General features: G+C 68.7%; 15 protein-coding genes. 4 read left to right on the forward strand and 11 right to left on the reverse strand.

The features are described from left to right. Positions 1-25: 25 nt before the first annotated feature. The 4 genes from CFB45_RS35170 (at position 26) to CFB45_RS35185 (ending at position 3,650) form a co-directional block, all read left to right on the forward strand. The gene (locus CFB45_RS35170) at positions 26-814 is read left to right on the forward strand and encodes an SDR family oxidoreductase (protein WP_089429707.1); all 789 of its coding nucleotides are present in this window, start codon (positions 26-28) and stop codon (positions 812-814) included. 70 nt (positions 815-884) lie between these two features. Further along, entirely contained in the window at positions 885-2,123 is a 1,239-nt protein-coding gene (locus CFB45_RS35175) for a styrene monooxygenase/indole monooxygenase family protein (RefSeq protein ID WP_089429708.1), read from the forward strand. Between the two features lie 5 nt (positions 2,124-2,128). Then, positions 2,129-2,656: a flavin reductase family protein gene (locus tag CFB45_RS35180; protein ID WP_089429709.1), complete on the forward strand. Its 528-nt coding sequence runs from the start codon at positions 2,129-2,131 to the stop codon at positions 2,654-2,656. Between the two features lie 37 nt (positions 2,657-2,693). Then, positions 2,694-3,650, forward strand: a complete 957-nt coding sequence (locus CFB45_RS35185; RefSeq protein ID WP_089430126.1) for a SphA family protein — start codon at positions 2,694-2,696, stop codon at positions 3,648-3,650. A gap of 36 nt (positions 3,651-3,686) precedes the next feature. Here CFB45_RS35185 and CFB45_RS35190 read toward each other — a convergent pair whose 3' ends face one another. The 11 genes from CFB45_RS35190 to CFB45_RS35235 form a co-directional block, all read right to left on the reverse strand. After that, positions 3,687-5,630, reverse strand: coding sequence for a heavy metal translocating P-type ATPase (locus tag CFB45_RS35190; protein ID WP_089429710.1), 1,944 nt, complete (start codon positions 5,628-5,630; stop codon positions 3,687-3,689). Then, entirely contained in the window at positions 5,627-6,670 is a 1,044-nt protein-coding gene (gene hflK, locus CFB45_RS35195; protein WP_089429711.1) for a protease modulator HflK, read from the reverse strand. The genes CFB45_RS35190 and hflK (CFB45_RS35195) overlap by 4 nt, the downstream gene beginning before the upstream one ends. Continuing rightward, complete coding sequence (gene hflC / locus CFB45_RS35200; protein WP_089429712.1) at positions 6,667-7,698, reverse strand: protease modulator HflC; 1,032 nt, start codon at positions 7,696-7,698, stop codon at positions 6,667-6,669. The genes hflK (CFB45_RS35195) and hflC overlap by 4 nt, the downstream gene beginning before the upstream one ends. 93 nt (positions 7,699-7,791) lie before the next feature. Beyond that, positions 7,792-9,687 carry a protease modulator HflK gene (gene hflK, locus CFB45_RS35205; RefSeq protein WP_089429713.1) on the reverse strand — a complete coding sequence of 632 codons (1,896 nt, stop codon included), beginning with the start codon at positions 9,685-9,687 and terminating at the stop codon, positions 7,792-7,794. Positions 9,688-9,973: 286 nt separating this feature from the next. Beyond that, the gene (locus CFB45_RS35210) at positions 9,974-10,948 is read right to left on the reverse strand and encodes a hypothetical protein (RefSeq protein ID WP_089429714.1); all 975 of its coding nucleotides are present in this window, start codon (positions 10,946-10,948) and stop codon (positions 9,974-9,976) included. After that, complete coding sequence (locus CFB45_RS35215) at positions 10,945-11,463, reverse strand: (2Fe-2S)-binding protein (protein WP_089429715.1); 519 nt, start codon at positions 11,461-11,463, stop codon at positions 10,945-10,947. Before CFB45_RS35215 ends, CFB45_RS35210 begins: the two co-directional genes overlap by 4 nt. Beyond that, positions 11,460-14,195 (reverse strand): xanthine dehydrogenase family protein molybdopterin-binding subunit, encoded by a 2,736-nt coding sequence (locus CFB45_RS35220; RefSeq protein ID WP_089429716.1) that lies wholly within the window; start codon positions 14,193-14,195, stop codon positions 11,460-11,462. The genes CFB45_RS35215 and CFB45_RS35220 overlap by 4 nt, the downstream gene beginning before the upstream one ends. Before the next feature lie 332 nt (positions 14,196-14,527). Beyond that, positions 14,528-14,806, reverse strand: coding sequence for a hypothetical protein (locus CFB45_RS38790; RefSeq protein ID WP_144025264.1), 279 nt, complete (start codon positions 14,804-14,806; stop codon positions 14,528-14,530). A 222-nt stretch (positions 14,807-15,028) separates the two neighbouring features. Continuing rightward, entirely contained in the window at positions 15,029-16,009 is a 981-nt protein-coding gene (locus tag CFB45_RS35225) for a type II secretion system F family protein (protein WP_089429717.1), read from the reverse strand. A gap of 36 nt (positions 16,010-16,045) precedes the next feature. Then, on the reverse strand, positions 16,046-17,023 hold the full coding sequence (locus tag CFB45_RS35230) for a type II secretion system F family protein (RefSeq protein ID WP_089429718.1): 978 nt from the start codon (positions 17,021-17,023) through the stop codon (positions 16,046-16,048). 33 nt (positions 17,024-17,056) lie between these two features. Next, complete coding sequence (locus CFB45_RS35235) at positions 17,057-18,424, reverse strand: CpaF family protein (protein WP_089429719.1); 1,368 nt, start codon at positions 18,422-18,424, stop codon at positions 17,057-17,059. Positions 18,425-18,435 lie beyond the last annotated feature (11 nt).

The following is an 18,435-nucleotide window of genomic DNA, read 5'->3' on the forward strand; positions in this document are numbered from 1 at the left end:
ACACAACGATTTCCGGAGACACCCCATGACTGCCCTTGCTGGCAAAGTCGCGATCGTCACCGGCGGCGCCACGCTGATCGGCGCCGCGGTCGCGCAGGACCTGAGCCGCGCCGGTGCGTGCGTCGCGATCCTCGATCTCGATGCGGAGAACGGCGCGCGCGTGGCCGACTCGCTCGGCGAACGGGCGATGTTCGTCGCGCTCGACATCACCGACGATCGCGCGATCGAGCATGCGGTCGCGGCCATCGTCGAGCGGTTCGGCGCGATCGACGTGCTCGTCAACCTCGCGTGCAGCTACGTCGACAACGGCATCCAGGCGACCCGCAACGACTGGCTCGCCGCGATGGACGTCAACGTCGTGTCGGCGGCGATGCTCGCCAAGGCCGTGCATCCGCAGATGGTCCGGCGCGGCGGCGGCGCGATCGTGAACTTCAGCTCGATCTCGGCCCAGTGCGCGCAAACCGGCCGCTGGCTGTACCCGACATCGAAGGCGGCGATCCGCCAGCTCACGCGCAGCATGGCGATGGATCTCGCGCCCGACCGCATTCGCGTCAACTCGGTGTCGCCGGGCTGGACGTGGTCGCGCGTGATGGACGAGCTGACGCACGGCGACCGCGCGAAGACCGATCGCGTCGCCGCGCCGTTCCACCTGCTCGGCCGGGTCGGCGATCCGTCCGAGGTCGCGCAGGTCGTGACGTTCCTGTGCAGCGACGCGGCGAGCTTCGTGACCGGCGCCGACTACGCGGTGGATGGCGGCTATGCCGCGATGGGCCCTGAACAGGCGGTGCCAGCCATTCCGCGTCTCGCGGAGTGACGGTTCCTCAGCACCGCTTCCCGCCATCGTTTTGATCCCGGCCGGCATTCGGCCAACCAAGGACAACCTCATGAGACGCATCGCCATCGTCGGCGCCGGCCAGTCCGGCCTGCAACTCGCCTTCGCCCTGCTCGACCAGGGCTACCACGTCACGCTCGCGACCAACCGCGACGCCGAACAGATTCGCACCGGCAAGGTCATGTCGAGCCAGTGCATGTTCCACACGTCATTGCAGATCGAGCGCGATCTCGGCCTGAACACGTGGGAGGAAGCGTGCCCGTCCGTCGAAGGGATCGGCATCGCGGTGCCGCATCCGGACGGCAACGGCCGCAAGGTGATCGACTGGTCGTCCCGGCTGACGCGCTACGCGCAGTCGGTCGACCAGCGCGTGAAGATGGCCGACTGGCTCGACCGCGTGAAGCGCCGGGGCGCGGACGTGCGCATTGCCGACATCGGCGTGCCCGAACTCGAGGAGCTCGCACGCAGCCACGACCTCGTGCTGCTCGCGGCCGGCAAGGGCGAGATCGTCAACCTGCTCGGCCGCGACGACACGCGCAGCGCGTTCGACCGCCCGCAACGCGCGCTGGCCCTCACCTACGTGAAAGGGATGACGCCGAGCCAGCCGTATTCGCGCGTGCGCTTCAACCTGCTGCCGGGCATCGGCGAGTACTTCGTGTTTCCCGCGCTGACCACGACGGGCCCGTGCGAAATCATGGTGTTCGAAGGCATTCCGGGCGGCCCGCTCGACTGCTGGGCCGACGTGAAGACGCCCGACCAGCATCTGGACCGGAGCCTGTCGTTCCTGCAGCAGTACGTACCGTGGGAATTCGAGCGCTGCCGCGACGTCGAGCTCACCGATCCGAACGGCACGCTCGCCGGACGCTTCACGCCGACGGTGCGCAAGCCGTTCTTCCGGTTGCCGTCGGGCCGCACGGTGTTCGGGATGGCCGACGCGGTGGTCGTCAACGATCCGATCACCGGCCAGGGATCGAACAACGCCGCGAAATGCGCGAACGCGTATTTCGACGCGATCGTCGCACGCGATGCCGCGCCGTTCGGCGAAGACTGGATGCAGCAGACCTTCGAAGGGTACTGGGCGTATGCGCAGCACGTCGTGCGCTGGACCAACTCGCTGCTCACGCCACCGCCGCCGCACATCCTCGAACTGCTCGGCGCGGCCGGCCGGTTGCCGTCGCTCGCCGCGGCGATCGTCGACGGCTTCGACGATCCGCGCCGGTTCTCGCCGTGGTGGTTCGAGCCGTCGGCCTGCGCGGCGATGATCCGCGAACACAGCGTACGCACGGAGTGACCGACATGGAAACGACCACTACCGATCGCCCGGCCCTCGACCCGCTGCAGTTGCGCACCGCGTTCGGGCAATTCCCGACCGGCGTGACCGTGATCACCACGTGCGCGGCCGACGGACGCAAGGTGGGCCTCACCGCCAATTCGTTCTCGTCGCTGTCGCTCGATCCGCCGCTCGTGCTGTGGAGCCTGCGCAAGGTCGCGCCGAGCCGCCCGGATTTCGTCGCGGCCACCCATTTCGCGATCAACATCCTCGCGCACGACCAGATCGAGCTGTCGCGCCGCTTCGCGACGCCCAGCGCCGACAAGTTCGACGGCGTGCTTCACGTCGATTCGGAAACCGGCGGCGTGCCCTGCCTCGACGGCGCGAGCGCGCGCTTCGTGTGCCGCAACGTCGGCCATTACGAAGGCGGCGATCACCTGCTCTTCATCGGCCAGATCGAACAGTTCGACACGTTCGGCCGTGCGCCGCTGGTGTTCCATGCGGGCCAGTATCGCGCGATCGCCGATCATCCCGATCTTTTTCGCGCCATTTGATTAGTTATACAAATAAATATTCCAGGAGGTGGTGAACATGAAACTCGGCTCTCGCATGCTCGTCGTCGCAGGCCTCACGATCGCCGGCATGGCCGCCAGCGCGCCGGCCGGCGCAGCCGACCTGCCGGCGGTCAACCTCGGCATGACCAGCTTCCTCGACGGGATGCCGCCGGCCGGCGCCGGCTGGTACGGCACGCAGTACCTGCAGTACTACACGGCCGGCCGCGTCAACGACAATGCGGGCAACAAGGTCGGGTTGCCGAAGCAGGACATCGACCTGTTCGCGGGGCTGAGCCAGCTCGTCTATCAGTCGCCGCTGACGTTCGCGGGCATGCATCCCGGCCTCGACGTGATCCTGCCGTGGATCGCGTCCGCGCGAACCGACGACGGCATCGGCAACGTCGCGCTGAATGCGCGCGCCGGCTTCGGCGACCTGCTGATCGGCCCGTTCATCCAGTTCGACCCGGTGATGGGCGCGCAAGGCCCGCGCTTCGCGCAGCGCGTGGAGTTCCAGTTCATCGCGCCGACCGGCGCGTACGATCCTTCGCGGGCGATCAATCCCGGCAGCCATGTCTGGTCGTTCGATCCGTACTGGGCAGCGACGCTGTGGCTCACGCCCAAGTGGACCGTGTCGTGGCGGCTGCATTATCTGTGGAACGCGACCAACCATCAGCCGGCCACGTCGCTCGGCCCGGACGTGACGTCGACGCAGGCCGGCCAGGCGATCCACGCGAACTTCGCGACCGAATACGAAGTGCGCCCCGGCCTGCGGCTGGGACTCAACGGCTACTGGCTGCGCCAGACCACCGACATGAAGACAAACGGGCAGGACGTGCCGGGCACGCGGGAGGCCGTGTTCGCGATCGGCCCGGGGGCCATGTATAGCTTCTCGCCGCAGGATCATCTGATGTTCAACGCGTACTTCGAAACCTATGCGCGCAACCGGCCGCAGGGCACGCGGATGGTGCTGCGGTATGTGCATCACTTTCAGTGACGGCCGCGAACGGCGACGACGTGCCCCCTCCATCGCTCACGCGCCGTGAACGTCCTCGTCGATCCGCAGCAGCCGGCCGGCGTTCGCAATCACGACGAACGTGCCAACGTTGTGCAGGATCGCCGCCCACACCGCGCCGAGCATGCCGGTCGCGGCGAGCGCGATCACCGCGAGCGTCCACGCGAGGCCGATCGCCGCATTGGTCGTCGCCGTGCGACGGCATTGTCGGCCAAGGCGGATGCAGGTCGGAATCCGCTTCAGGTCGTCGCCCAGCAGCACGACATCGGCCGATGCGATCGCGATGTCGACGCCACGCTCGCCCATCGCGATGCTCGTCGAGCCGGCCTTGATCGCCAGCACGTCGTTCAGCCCGTCGCCGACGACGAGCGGATGCAGGCCCGCACCGATCTCGCGCATCACATAGTCGAGCTTGTCGTGCGGCAGCGCCTGCGCGACCACCGTCTCGATGCCGGTCTCGGCCGCGACCTTGCTCGCGACGCGCTCGCGGTCACCCGTCAGCAGCGTCTGCCGCGCAAGGCCCAGCGTCCGCAGTTCGGCGAGCGCATCGCGCGCATCGGGCCGCAAGGTGTCCGCGAAACCGAACCACGCGAGCAGCCGCCCGTCGAGCACGAGGCCGACGAGCGGCCCGTCGAATCCTTCCGGCGGTGACGGCAAGTCACCGGCATGGTCGGCGAGCAGCGTGGGCCGGCCGAGTACCGCCGTGCCGTCCGGCGTGTCGGCGACGACCCCGAGCCCGCGCAATTCCCGCGTGCGCTCGAACGGCGCAACGGCAGCGCCGGTCAGGCCTGACGCGGCGGCATCGCGAACGAGCGCGCGGCTCGCCGGATGCGCGCTGCTTTCGCCGAGCCGCGCGGCCAGCGCACGCGCCTGCGCGCCGTCAACGCCCGGCTGCAGCCACACCTGCCGCACGTGCAATTCCCCGCGGGTGAGCGTGCCCGTCTTGTCGATCACGAGCGAATCGACTTCGGCGATCTTGTCGAGGAACGCGGCATTGCGAAACAGGATGCCGTGCCGCGCGCCGACCGCGATCCCGGCAATGGCCGTGGACGGCGCGGCGAGCACCAGCGCGCACGGGCACGCGGCCACGATCACCGCGAGCATCGCCGATGCATTCGAGGACGTGAACCAGACGATCGCCGCGATCAGCAGCACGAGCGCGAGATATGCGCCCATGTGCCGCTCGAGCACTTGCGTGACGGGCGGTTTCGCCTGTTCCGCGTGCTGCATCAGCGCGATGATCTTGCCGAGCGTCGAATCCTTGCCCGTGTGCGTGACGTCGATGCGCAGCACGCCGTCGAGGTTCAGCGCGCCGCCATACACGGCGCTGCCTGCGTCGACGTCGTGCGGCACGGATTCGCCGGTGATCGGCCCATTGTCGACGCTCGACGTGCCCGCGACGACGACGCCGTCGACCGGAATGCGCGCGCCGGCCACCACTTCGATGCGGTCGCCCGCACGCAGCGCGTCGTACGCGACTTCGACGACACTGCCGTCGGTGCCGATACGGCGCACGCGGCCGGCCGTCAGCCGGCCGAGCGCGCGGATCGCCTCCTGCGAACCGAGCACGCTGCGCTCTTCCAGTGCATGGCCGAAGGTCATCACGATCGGCAGCAACGCGGCTGTCGTCATGTCGCCGATCGCCCACGCGGCCAGCATCGCGAGCGCGATCAGGCGATCGGTCACGCCGTGCAGGCTCGGCGCGCGCAGGCTGTGCCACGCGCTCGCGAACACCGGCCCCGCGACGATCAGCGACGCGAGCGCGGCGAGCAGTTGCGCGAGCGTGTCGCCGCCGGCCGACAGCACGCGCCATGCGAACGACAGCACGAGCAGGCCGCCCCCGAGCAGCGCCAGCGCGATCTGCCGCGTGATCGTGCGGCGTTCGTCGGAGGACAGCGCGTAGGCGGTCGTGCCGGCAGGCGCGGCGTCCGGCTGCGTGGCCGGTTCGGCGAGCGAATTCATCGGGCGGTTCCGGGCAGGATCAGGTTGGAAGTATCGTGCGGATCGATCGTCGTCACGCGTCCGGCTTTCGACAGCACATGCTGCATGCGATCGCGATACAGCCGCGCCAGCAGCCCCGGATCGCCGTTCTCGCGAAGCGTCGCGTCGAGTTGCCGGATGTCCAGCGTGTCGGTCTGCGCGGTCGCGACGCGTTCGGCCGCGTGGGCCTGCGCGTCCTGCACGATCCGGTCGGCATCCTGCTGCGCATCCTGGCGCCGCTGTTCGGCGGCGGTGCGGGCTTCGGCGATGGTCCGTTCAGCGACCTGCAGCGACGTCAGCACCGCGTTGAACGCATCGGCGGCCGCTCCGGGAAACGCGGGCTGCACGTCGACGCGCGCGATTTCGACGCCGAGCCCCGCGTGCGCCGCGTCGAGTGCGCGCAGGTGCCGCGCGATCGTATCGGCGAGATCGCCGCGCAACCGTTCGCGACGCGCGGCCATCTGCCGGTCAGCGGCCAGTTGCTCGGGCCGCGCGACCAGGATCGCGTCGAGATCGCGGGTCGCCGCAACTTCGACGGCCGACGCGGACACGATCCGCTCGAGCGCCGCGTCGAGGCGAGCCTGCTGCAGCACGTACGCGTACGGATCGCTGACCCGGTAATAAAGCACCGCGCTCAACGCGACCGCGCCGCCGTCGCCCGTCAGCACGTAGCCCGAACCGGCGAGCGCGTCGGGCAACCGCGCGACGCCCTTCGCGGACGGCGCGAGCGCCCGCGGATCGCGGTCGAGCGAGCGGATCCGCTGCTCGAGCACGCGCGCGGCGCCCGGCACGAGCAGGACCGATTCGAACGGCTGCGGCCACGCGATCACGAGCCCGGCGTCCTGGGTACGCACGAGCGCGCCGAACCGCATCACGACCGCGCGGCTGTCCGCCGGAATCCGCCGGATGTTCGAGCCGGCCCACGCGCAGGCGGCGAGCACCGCGAGCGCGGCGACGAACCAGAACGACAGACGCACGGCCTGCGCGCCCGGCCCGAGCGGCGGTGCGGACGGCTCGCTCATCGCGCGGCCTTGTGTGCCTTGGGCGCCGGCGCGGCCTGCGCCGACGCGTCGCCCGGGCCCTGCACGAGCACGCGGAACGGCGCGGCGTCGGTACGCAGGATCAGGTTCGTATTGGTGCCGACCACCGTGTTCAGCGTGTCGAGCGAACGCAGCATCGTGTACAGGTGCGGGTTGCCCGCATAGCTCTTGCCGTAGATGTCGGCCGCGTCCTTGCGCGATTGCGCTTCGATGCCGGCCGCTTTCACGTTCGCATCGGCCAGTGCGATGCGCGCGTCGCGCTCGGCATCGGAACGGATCTGCGCGGCCTCGCGATTGCCCTCCGCGGTACGCTGCGCGGCCACCGTCTCGCGTTCCGCGCTCATCCGGTCGACGGTCGCGGCGAGCGTGACGGCCGGCAGCGTGAGCCGTTCGAGCCCGACCTGGGCGACGCGCACGCCATAAGCCGAATAGAGCTGCGCATCGATCTGCCGGCGCAGCGCATCTTCGAACTCGCCGATCTTCACCTGGGCCGGATCGGTGTTCACGAGCGACGCGAGATCGTATCCGGCGGACGTCGTCTGCAGCGCGGAGCCGACGAGCGAGCGGATCTGCCGCGCCGCTTCGTCCGGCTCGTTGCCGACCGCGCGCATGAAGCGCCCGATGTCGCGCGCATCGGCCGGCACGCGCCACGCGACGTAGGCCTCGACGATGATGCGCAGCCCGTCGCGGGTACCGACGTCCTGCAGGCCGCTCGACGTGGTGTGCAGGCGCAGGTCGACGGGCGTCACCGCGTCGATCGGCGCGGGCAGGCGCCACGCGAGCCCGGGTTCGAGCAGCACGCGCACCGGCCGGCCGAAGCGCGTGATCACCGACGCCTCGCCGGCACGCACCTGCACGAAGCTCGCCACCGCGAGCGCGACGAGCACGCACAGCACCGCGACGGCCACGCGCAGGCGAAACGCGCCGGGCGGCTGCGGCGCACCGTGGTGCGCGTGATGAGGATGGCCGTGGTGCGCATGATCATGCGCGTGCGAATGAAACAGACTCACGATGTCGCCCCGGGTGCGGCGTCGCCCGCGTGCGGCGCGGCGACACGGCGTGTTGCCGTGTCGCGCCGTCCGTGCGGAAATCGCCGCGACATGTCAATGGATGCCGGCAAGATCGCCGGCAGGCGTATTGCGAAGATCGACGGTCGCCCGCGTGCCGTCGGCCAGCCGGTCGTCGATGATCGTCATGCGCGCGTCGCGCAGGCCGCGTTGCAGCCGGTCGAGGTAATACTCGAACGGAAACGCGGGGCCGCCGAGCCGGTATGCGACCAGGTCGGCGTCGAAATCGATCTGCTGCACGCGCGCCGACGACATCGTGTCGCCGGCCTGCGCTTCGGCGTGCGCGACCCGTTCGAGCGCCTGCTGCTGTGCGTTGCCGAGCAGGCCGGCCGCGAAGCCGCGCGCCTGCGCGACGCTGCCCTGCGCGCGGATCTGCGCGGCCTGCACGTCATGGAACGCGGCGGCCGCGCCGGTCGGCGGATGCACGCTCTCGATCACGACCGCAATCACGTCGACGCCGCTTTGCAGCCGGTCGAGCTGCTGCTGGATCGCGCGCTTCAACTGGCCGGCCATCGCGGCCTGATTGGTTTCGAGCAGCGATTCGAGCGTATGCGACGCGAGGTAGTGCACGAGTTCGCGATTGGCGCTCGTGCGCACCGTGCTTTCCGGGTCGATCGTGCGATAGAGCGCCGCGCGCGCGTCGGCATCGGTCGGGCCGAGCCGGTAGTCCACCCGCACGTCGGCGTTGACGATCTGGAAGTTCTGGCGGTCGCCGTTCGCGCCGGCGATCACCTGGGTGGTTTCCCACGGATGCGGCACATCCCAAAGACGGTCGAGGCGTTCGGGTGTCGGGCCATCGGCCGGCACGGGCGACGTATCGGCGCCGCCGTCGCTCACGTTGCCCGCGATCGCGACCTGGTGCACCGCGCCGTTGTCGACGATGCGCGCGCGCCCGAACGGCCAGGGCAGGCCGACGTGCAGGCCCGGCTGCCAGACGGCGACCGGCGCGCCGAAGCGCTCATAGACCGCGCGCTGCTCCGGGTTCAGCACGACGACGGCGGTAAGCAGCCATGCACACGCGACGGTGGCGGCGAGCGCGCCGGGCAGCAGCCGCACGAAGCTGCGCCAGCCCCAGCTCTGCCGCAGGTCGATGCCGTAACGATGGCGCAGTTCGGCGCCGAGCGACGCGAACGGCGACGGGCGCCGGCTCAGCAGCCCGGCGATCGCGCTGGTCGGCACGATGGCGCCGCGCGGCACCGCAAACCACGACAGCACGCCGCGCAGCGCCAGTTCGGCGGCGACGGCAGCATTGAGCAGCGCGACCGCCCGCACGAGCCCGTCTGCGGGGCGGTGCCGGAACGCGAACCCTGCAGCGGCCAGCGCACCCGCGAGCGCGGTGACGAGCGCGACGCGCAGCACCCGCGTGAGCGACGCGGACACCGCCGAACGGCTGGCGGCCGCCGCATGGTGGCGTTCAGCGACGAGTGTGAGGAAGGCGAGCACGATGCAGGCCGCGCCGGCCGCGAGCGTCGGCTCGGGCGCAGCCATCGCGCGCACCAGCATCCCGGGCGATGGCGGCTGCCACGCGAGCGCGGCCAGCGCGACGGAGAGCACGCCGCCCGCGGCAACGGCCCACGGCCGCCAGTCGATCGCAGCGGCGATCGCCGGCCACGGGTTGTCGTCCTGCTCCGGCTCGTGCTTGCGGCTGAACGCATCGCGCAGCCAGTCGCCGATCAGCGTGGCGGCCGATAGTTCGGGAGGATCGCGGCGCGCGCGGCCGGCGAGCAGCACGCCGATCGCGACCACGAGTACGTTGCACCAGGCACTGGCAAGCGGCGCGCACCAGCGCAGGTCGGCGGGGAGGAAGTCGACCGCGCCCAGCGCGCCGAGCGTGGCGACCAGCAACGCGGCGGCGCCTGCGACCGGCGCGAGTGCGTCGCGGCTGGCCGGATTGCCGGGAATGTCGTCGTTGCCTTCCGCCTGTTGCCCCATCGGGGATTCCTTACGTACGCGTTACAGGATGCGCAGGAGTCCGTGCGGAATGCTGCGAGCGGCAATGTAGCGCGGCGGATGACGAAACTCAAGGCATCGATGCGATTGGCTCGACGGATGAAACAGTCGTGCGGATGGAACCTTTCCGCCACATTACGCGCAACGTGCGCAGCCGATATCCGGCACGGCGCATCGGCCTGGATTCAGATCAGATGCCGGCCCGCCACCGACTCGATCTCGAGCACGCAGGCATGCGGGTATGCGGGGGGTGCCGCCCGGCGGCCCCCTACTTCGCCGCCTGCGCCGCCGGCGTGAACGAGCACTTCGGATCGTTCTTGCCCCGCGCCGAACAGCACTCGAGCAGGTCGCTCACCGACTTCACGTTGGCCGCGTTCCACTCGTCGCGGCTGCGGTTGTTGTCGATCGGCATCCAGTGCGTCAGCGGATAGCTGCTCGCCAGCGGGTTGCTGCCTTTCGGCGGCGGCAGCAACCCGGCGGCGAGCGGCACGTAGATCTTGCAACTGTTCTGGTCGCCGATCCGGTGGCAGCCGATGCAGGTGTTACCGGGCGTGCTGATCGCGTGCGACGTCCATGACGCGAAGTCGGCCCCGAGATTGACGTACTTGCCCCACGGATCGGTCGGCACGCGGTTCCAAACCTGCCCGATCCATGGGCTGTACATGACCGGGCTCGCGTCGTGGCACGACACGCAGCGCTTCGTCGCGGTCGCAGCCGGTTTCCACCAGAATTCCGCGGCCGACGGCCGGCCGGGCGGCGGGGTCTTCTCGTTCGGCGGCGGCACGCGCGACGCGTCCATGCCGCCCGTGCCGCCCTTGTCCGCATGAAACCAGCAGGTCTTGCCGTTGCGCACGTGGTGCAGCACGATGTCGACTTCGTCGTAATACGGGCTGCGGTTCTCGCGGATCTGCTTGCGACGGCAAAACGCCGAGATCTGCGTGTCGCCGTGGGACAGGTCGAGGATCTTCGAGTAAGGCGTGCATTGCCCGGAGGTCGGCGCGTCGTACGGCAACAGCGCCGGGCGATCGCAGGTCATGTGTGCCGTGTACCGCGCGGGCACGCTGCCGTTGACGGTGATCGGCACGTCCGTCCCGCTGTTGCAGTCGAACGCGGGAATCTCGCCGATTTCGTCGGTGCACTGCTGCGCGTATTCGTGCAGGGAGGCATCGGCGCCTTCCGCGGCAAACGAGGCGGGCGCGGCCAGCAGCATCGCCAGCGCCGCGACGCAGGTCCTGATCGTCATGCCGCCTCCTTCGTGTAGCGCATCGCCACCTTGCGGATGGCCTCGATGTATTTGACGTAGCCGGTGCATCGGCACACGTTGCCGCCCACCCACGTCTCGATCATCGCGTCCAGTTCGGCGGCGGGCACCGGCTGCGCGCGCAGATGATCGAGCATCGCGGTCGCGGCCATCAGGAATCCCGACGCGCAGTAGCCGCACTGGAACGCGAACGATTCGAGAAAGCTCTGCTGCAGCGGCGACAGCGTGCCGTCCTGCGCGAGCCCTTCGATCGTGTACACGTGCATGCCGGCCATCGCGCTGACCGGCGTCGAGCACGACAGCGTCTTTTCCATCGGCGCGTCGGGCGTGTTGCGCACGCCGACCGTGCACGCACGGCACACGCCGATGCCGCAGCACAGCTTCGTGCCGGTCAGGTCCTGTCGTTCATGCAGGAAGTCGATGAGGTTCATGTCGGCGTCGTCGGCTGCTGCCTCGACGGGCTGGCCATTCACGACCATGCGGATCGGATCGCTCATTGCAGTGCCTCCCGAATCTTGTCCGGCGTGACCGGCGTGACCCTGAACCTTCGCCCCGTCGCCATCGCCAGCGCATTGAGCAGCGCCGGCGCGATCGGGCATATCACCGCTTCCGCGATGCCGCGCGCATTCGCGGGATCGTTGCCGGGCGGCGGCAGCGCGATCAGCTCTTGCTCGGGAATGTCGGGCAGGCGCGTCACCTCGTAGCGGTCGAGGTTCCATCGGCCGCCACCCGGGCCGTCCGGGCCGAGCGGGCACGTCTCGGTCAGCACGTTGCCGATGCCCATCGCGACCGCGCCCTGCGACTGTCCTTCGACGAGCTCCGGCGACAGTTGCCGCCCGACGCTCACCGCCGACACCACGCGCTCGACCTTCACGCGCCCGTTCGCCGGATCGACGGACACGCCGACGAGCGACGCCGATGGCGCATAGGTCGTGCGCCCGTAGAGGCTCGTGTCGACCGGCGGCGCCTGCAGCGTGCGGTACAGCGGCGTCAGGAAGTAAGGATCGAGGCCGACCGCCACGTAGTCGTAGTCGATTTGCGCACTGCCCGACGCGAACGGATAGGTGCCCTTCCAGAAGTAGCCGGCATAGCTCGCATGCACGGCCGCCACCGTCTGCAGGCCCAGCTCCGTGATGGTGTCGAGCAGCGTCGGCCACGAAATCGGCGCGAGGCCGGTCGCGACGAGCGCACCATTGGCCCAGCGTACGTCCTCGGCCCGCACGGGCACGCCCCACCGCGCACGGGCAGCCGGCAACACGCTTTGCAGGAACAAGGCCTGTGCCGCCCCCTTCACTGCGTGGTACTGATGGAATGCGCCGAGACAGGCGCTCGACGAACCGTACGTATAGCGCACCGTCTTCGGATTGGCCGACGGGTTGCTCGACCGCGTGAGCCCGAGTGCATTGAACGGCCCGATCTCGCTCATGGCGATCGTCTGCGCGTTCTGCCCGAGAAATTCGGACGGTGCGAGCCCCAGCGTCGTGGCCGCGCCGTTACCCATGTCGGTGTACGGCGTGACCACGCGCAGCCGGCTGTCGGGCAGGATCTGCACCATCCCGAACATGCCGTCACCGGAGGTGCCGTACGCCTCGTTCGCCATCGCGAGTCCGACGCCGTAGCGAAGATGGTGCGCAGCGCGTTCCGCGCGGGTGCGCTCGCGTTCGCGCCACAGCGGGTGCTGTTCGAGCCGGTCGAGCAGCGCGTCGAGCTGCAGGTCGAACAGGATCGGCGCACCCGTGATCGCGCGCCCCTTGCCGAGCCCGGGCGTGCCGCCGAGAAAATTGGCGCGACGGATCGCGAACGGCGAGAGCCCGAGCCGGCGCGCGGCCTCGTCCATCAGCGTCTCGACCGCCATGAACGCCTGGGGGCCGCCGAAGCCGCGCTGCGATCCGCCGAACACTTCCCGCGTGTAAGTCGAGGCCGCCTGCGCGCGTGCGCGCGGAATCTCGTAGCAGCTCATCGCGCTCAGCGCGGCGAGCTGCGCGACGTACGGCGACAGGTTCTTCTTGCCGCCGCCGTTCATCAGGAAATCGCACGTGATCGCTTCGAGCTTGCCGCGCCGGTTGAACCACAGCGATTCCGAAAACTGCGTTTCGCAGCGCTTCAACCCGACCTGGAACTGCTCGTAGCGCGACTGCTGCCAGCGTAGCGCGCCCGTCGCGAACGGCGCCGCGAGCGCGAGATAGAGCGGGAAATAGGACTTGTCGCGCCCGCCGAAGCCGCCGCCCGGATAGCACGCGATGACGTGGGCCTCCTTGGCCGCGATGTCGCTGCCCTGAAACAGCGCGAGTGCGCCGGTCGCATCGTCGTTCGCCGACTGCGTACCGAGCACGAGGCTCATTGTCGCGCTGGATGCGTCGTACCAGGCGAGCCCCGCTTCGGGTTCCATGAACATCGGGTCCATCGCCGGCGTCTCGAATCCTTCGTTGCCGGTCGCGCGCACGCCGATCCACGCGCCGGCGGCCGCGTTGCGGGCAATCGTCGCGTCGATGTTGGCGACCGCCTCCTCGCGTTGCTTCAGGTATTCGGCGGTCGGCTTGCCGCTGCTGTCGGTCTGGTAGTTGTCGACGTAGTTGAAGCCGCGTTCGTCATCGCGCACGTAGATCGTCACGGGAGAAAACGGCACGGCCTGCGCGGCCGTCGGGCGCGTGACCGGCGCGCCGTAACGGATCACGCCTTGGTTGAAATCGAGCAGCTTCTTCGCTCGACGATAGACATCGAAGTTCTCGAAGATCAGCAGCGCGGCCGGTTGTCCGTAGCAATCCGCCGCGTGGCCGGTGCGCGCGAGCCAGTAGATGTCCTGGTTCGCGATCGGGTCGGCCTCGGGTGCCAGCGGAATCCGCCGCGCGCTCAGCAATGCGTTGTCGACGACGGCGATCGGCCGCAATTCGGCCGGCAGCACACCGAGGTCGTAGCCTTCGTACACGGCGTCGACCCGATCGCACCGCAACGCATAGAGCCAGTTCTCCTGCTGCGGCCAGCCGACGAAGTCGCGCGACTTGAAGTCGCGTGCGTAGATCTTCTGGCCCGTGACCTTCGGGATGCCGTCGATGCGCCAGCGCGCCTTGCCGGGCACCGGCGCCCAGCCCGGCCCGGCCGCGTCGTCGTCCGCCTGCCCGGCGGCGCCGAGCGCCAGCGCCGGCAAATGGGTGATCGAGATCGCGACGAGCGCGCCGCTCCCGGCCAGCTTCAGAAACGTCCGGCGTGTCACAGGCACATCGATGGCCATGCTGGGTCCCTCGTTCGAATGGTCGTGCCGGCACGGCCGACGCGCGACGCGACGCCGGCCGGGTACGGGCCGCTTCGGGTGTGCTTCGTCGTGCGGGATGTCGGTGCGGAAACGGTCTTGCGGACGCGGTCGCGTGCCGGCGGTCAGGAATCGGGGGGAAGCGGACCGGGGAACGTGCGCGGTGGATTCGCGCGGGCGCCACGGGCCCGCGGATGTCTGCTGGATGAAGCGTCAGGCCACCTGCTTGCCATTGCTTGCTCGTTCATGTTTCCCCCGGCCTTGATCGTGCGTGACTGGCCTGTTTTCCGTATTGTCGGGCCGTCTCTTGATTTTCAAGTGTTGTTGTTCGGTATTTCCGGCACGTGTAACGTTTGCGTCGTCAGTCCCGTGATGCAGGCATGATTTTCAATAATGTAGAAATTCGGGCCGGGTATTTCAAGGAGATTTTCGGATGGCGCGCAGCGGTGCGCAAAAAACGAACGAGAAGCCATTGCCATGAACGACGGAGTCAACAATCCCGCGGATCGTTGCCGTCTTTCACTATCAGGCGAGGTATCGCCGTGCCGTTTCATCCAGGCGCACAACGCGATGCCGGCAAACTTCGCCGGCATTCAGGTTAGCAGTAGGGGGCAGCCGCTAAGGCGGTGGACTACGGCTCGTTCCATGGCCGACCATGGGTCCAGGATGCCTTGACGCCGCTATGGTCAACCTGTCTCGCGGCGCCGCCTGGGGAGGGAGCCTCCATGAAGCCTGTTACCGTGCCGGCCGGCGGGGGTGGCCATCCGGCACGCAAAACCTTGATCGACGCAACCGGCGCAACGCCGCTGCGTCACTCACTGCCCGATGCCCACGAACGTCGGCAGCAGCACGCGATAGACGTGGATCATCGCCGGCCCGAGCAGCACCATCATCAGTGCGGGGAAAATGCAGAAGATCAGCGGGAACAGCAGCTTCAGCGCGATCTTCGCGGCCCGCTCTTCCGCGCGCATCCGGCGCCGCGTGCGCAGCATGTCGGACAGCACGCGCAGCGATTCGCTGATGCTCGTGCCAAAGCGGTCGGCCTGGATCAGCATCGCGCAGAACGATTCGATGTCCTCCACACCGGTACGCAGCGCGAGATTGCGCAGCGCCGTCTCCTTCGTGAAGCCGGAGCGCATCTCGAGCAGCAGCAGGTCGAGTTCGCTCGCGACCACCTCGCTGCTGAACCGCAGCTCCTCGCTCACCTTCATCAGCGCCGCATCGAGCCCGAGACCCGCTTCGACGCACACCGTCAGCAGGTCGAGCGCGTCCGGGAAATCCTCGAAGATCTTCCTCTGGCGCACCTTGACCCGCTGCGACAGCACGACGTTCGGAATGTAGTAGCCGATGCCGGCGAGCGCGACGAGGATGACCGACAGGATCGCACGCTCGTCGCCGAGCGACGTCGTGATCAGCACGAGCAGCGCCGCGCACGGCAACCCGAGCGCGAGCGCCGTCTTCGCGGTGAAATACAGCGCAGCCGCGCTCTGGTTGCGCCAGCCGGCATTCATGAGCCGGATGCGCAGCGGCGAATTCTCCCAGCCCTCCTTCGGCACCGACAGCTTCGAGATCGGCGTGGACAGCTCGACCAGCTTCGCGACCCAGCGCGACGTCAGGTCGTCGCCGTCGCCCGTGCCCGCCACGCCGGTCGCGCCCGCCCCGGCCCCGCCGGCCTGCTGGACCCGGCGCTGGATGCTGCGCGGCGCGAACAGCAGCATCGCGACGAGCGCGCCGCCGGCCACGAAGAGGAACAAGCCGCCCAGCATCACGGCCTGGACTACGCTCAGGTTTTGCATGACAGCCTCGCAACGGTTCGTTATACGGCTCGCGCGTCAGACGCGAATGCGGACAATACGGCGGATCCAGAACAGCCCGAACAGCATCGACACCAGCATCGCGCCGACCATCCTGATCCCCGCCGGGTCCTCCCAGAGCACGGACAGGAATTCGCGGTTCAGCAGCGCCATCACCGCGGCGGTGCCGAACGGCAGCAGCCCGAGAATCCATGCCGACAACCGCCCTTCCGCCGACAGCACGCGCACCTTGTCGAACAGCTTGAAGCGCTCGCGGATCAGCGCGGCGATGCTGTCGAGCAGCTCGGCGAGGTTGCCGCCCGTCTCGCGCTGGATCAGCACCGCGATCACGAAGTAGCGCAGGTCCTGCACCGGCACGCGCGTGACGAGGTTCATCAGCGCATCGTGCAACGACACGCCGTAGTTGACCTCGTCGAACGTGACGCGGAACTCGCCGCCCATCGGCTCGGGAAACTCGTCGCCGACCATCCCGAGCGTGCTCGTGAACGAGTGGCCGGACCGCAGCGCGCGCGCGATCATGTCGCAGATGTCCGGCAACTGCCGCTCGAGCTTGCGCATCCGCTTCCCGCGGCAGCGCATCACGTACATCATCGGCAGGCATCCGGCGAACAGCGCGACCGGCAGCGCAGCGAGCTGCGGCAACGTCGCGAAGCTCAGCGCAAGCCACGCGAACGCCGCGAACACCGTGCTGAGCATGATCAGCTTCGGCAGCGTCCAGTCGAGGCCCGATTGCTGGATCACGAGATCGAGCCGATGCACGCGCGGCATGCGCAGCAGCAGCCGGTCGAACGGCTTCGATTCGTCGAGCATCCGCTTCTTCAGGATCGACAGCCGTTCCTGCTGGACGTTGCCGCCGGCCGACATCGAGCGGATGCGCGATTCGATCCGGCGCGCGGCGGCGCCATGCCGCGCGTTCCACCATTGATAACCGCCTTCGATCGCGAGAACCACCGCGACGAAGGTGAGAATCACAAAACCGTAAAAGATCGTGTTCATGAAGCCTCCCCGGCAGCGAACGGCGCCCTGTCGTCAGTTCGTCTCGTACCGCTGAGACGGGTCGTACAGCGAATCCGGCAGGTTGATGCCGAATGCCTGCAGCCGCTCGACGAACTTCGGCCGCACGCCCGTCGCGCAGAAGTGGCCGCGTACCGAACCGTCGCGGTCCACGCCCGTTCGCTTGAACGTGAAGATCTCCTGCATGTTGATGATGTCGCCCTCCATCCCGGTCAGTTCCTGGATGCTGACGATCTTGCGCCTGCCGTCGGTCAGCCGCGCGGCCTGCACGACCACCGAGATCGCCGACGTGATCTGCTGGCGCATCGTCTTCGGCGGCAGCGTCAGGCCGGAGACGCTGATCATGTTCTCGAGCCGCGTCAGCGCGTCGCGCGGGGTGTTCGCGTGGATCGTCGCGAGCGAGCCCTCGTGGCCGGTGTTCATCGCGTTGAGCATGTCGAGCGCTTCGGCGCCGCGCACTTCGCCGAGGATGATCCGGTCCGGGCGCATCCGCAGCGCGTTGCGCACCAGCGTGCGCTGCGTGATCTCGCCCTTGCCTTCGATGTTCGGCGGGCGTGTTTCGAGCCGCAGCACGTGCGGCTGCTGCAGTTGCAGTTCGGCGGCATCCTCGATCGTCACGATCCGCTCGTTGCGCGGAATGAAGCCGGACAGGATGTTGAGCAGCGTCGTCTTGCCGCTGCCGGTGCCGCCCGACACCAGCACGTTCACCTTCGCGCGCGACAGCGCATCGAGCAACTCGGCCATCGGCGGCGTCAGGCTGTGGTAGCGCACGAGGTCGTCCATCTTCAGCGGATTGACCGCGAAACGCCGGATCGACATCAGCGGCCCGTCGATCGCGGACGGCGGGATGATCGCGTTCACGCGCGAGCCGTCGGGCAGACGCGCATCGACCATCGGGCTCGATTCGTCGATGCGGCGCCCGACGCGCGACACGATCTTCTCGATCACCTTCATCAGGTGCGCGTCGTCATAGAACGTCACGTCGGTCAGTTCGAGCTGGCCGAAGCGCTCGACATAGACCTGCCGGTACGTGTTCACGAGGATGTCGGAAACGGTCGGGTCGCGCAGCAGCGCTTCGAGCGGGCCGAAACCGAACATCTCGTCGTACACGTCGATCGCGAGCTGCCGCCGCTCGATGTCGTTCGCCGGCAGCCGCTCCTCGTCGAGGATGCGCGTGATCAGCAGGCCGATCTCCATGCGGACCGATTCCTGCGGCATCCGCGACAGGCGCTCGAGCTCGACGCGTTCGAGCACGGCCAGGTGGATTTCGCGGCGCAGCTTCTGGTATGCGTCGCGCACCGACGAATGGGTCGGGCCGGCCGGTTCGCTGCCCGTCGCCAGCGGCTGGGCCCGTTGCAAGGACATCTGTTCGCGCAATGACATGATGGTTCCCC

It is taken from the genome of Burkholderia sp. HI2500 (genome assembly GCF_002223055.1).
In the GTDB taxonomy this organism is placed as follows: Bacteria; Pseudomonadota; Gammaproteobacteria; order Burkholderiales; family Burkholderiaceae; genus Burkholderia.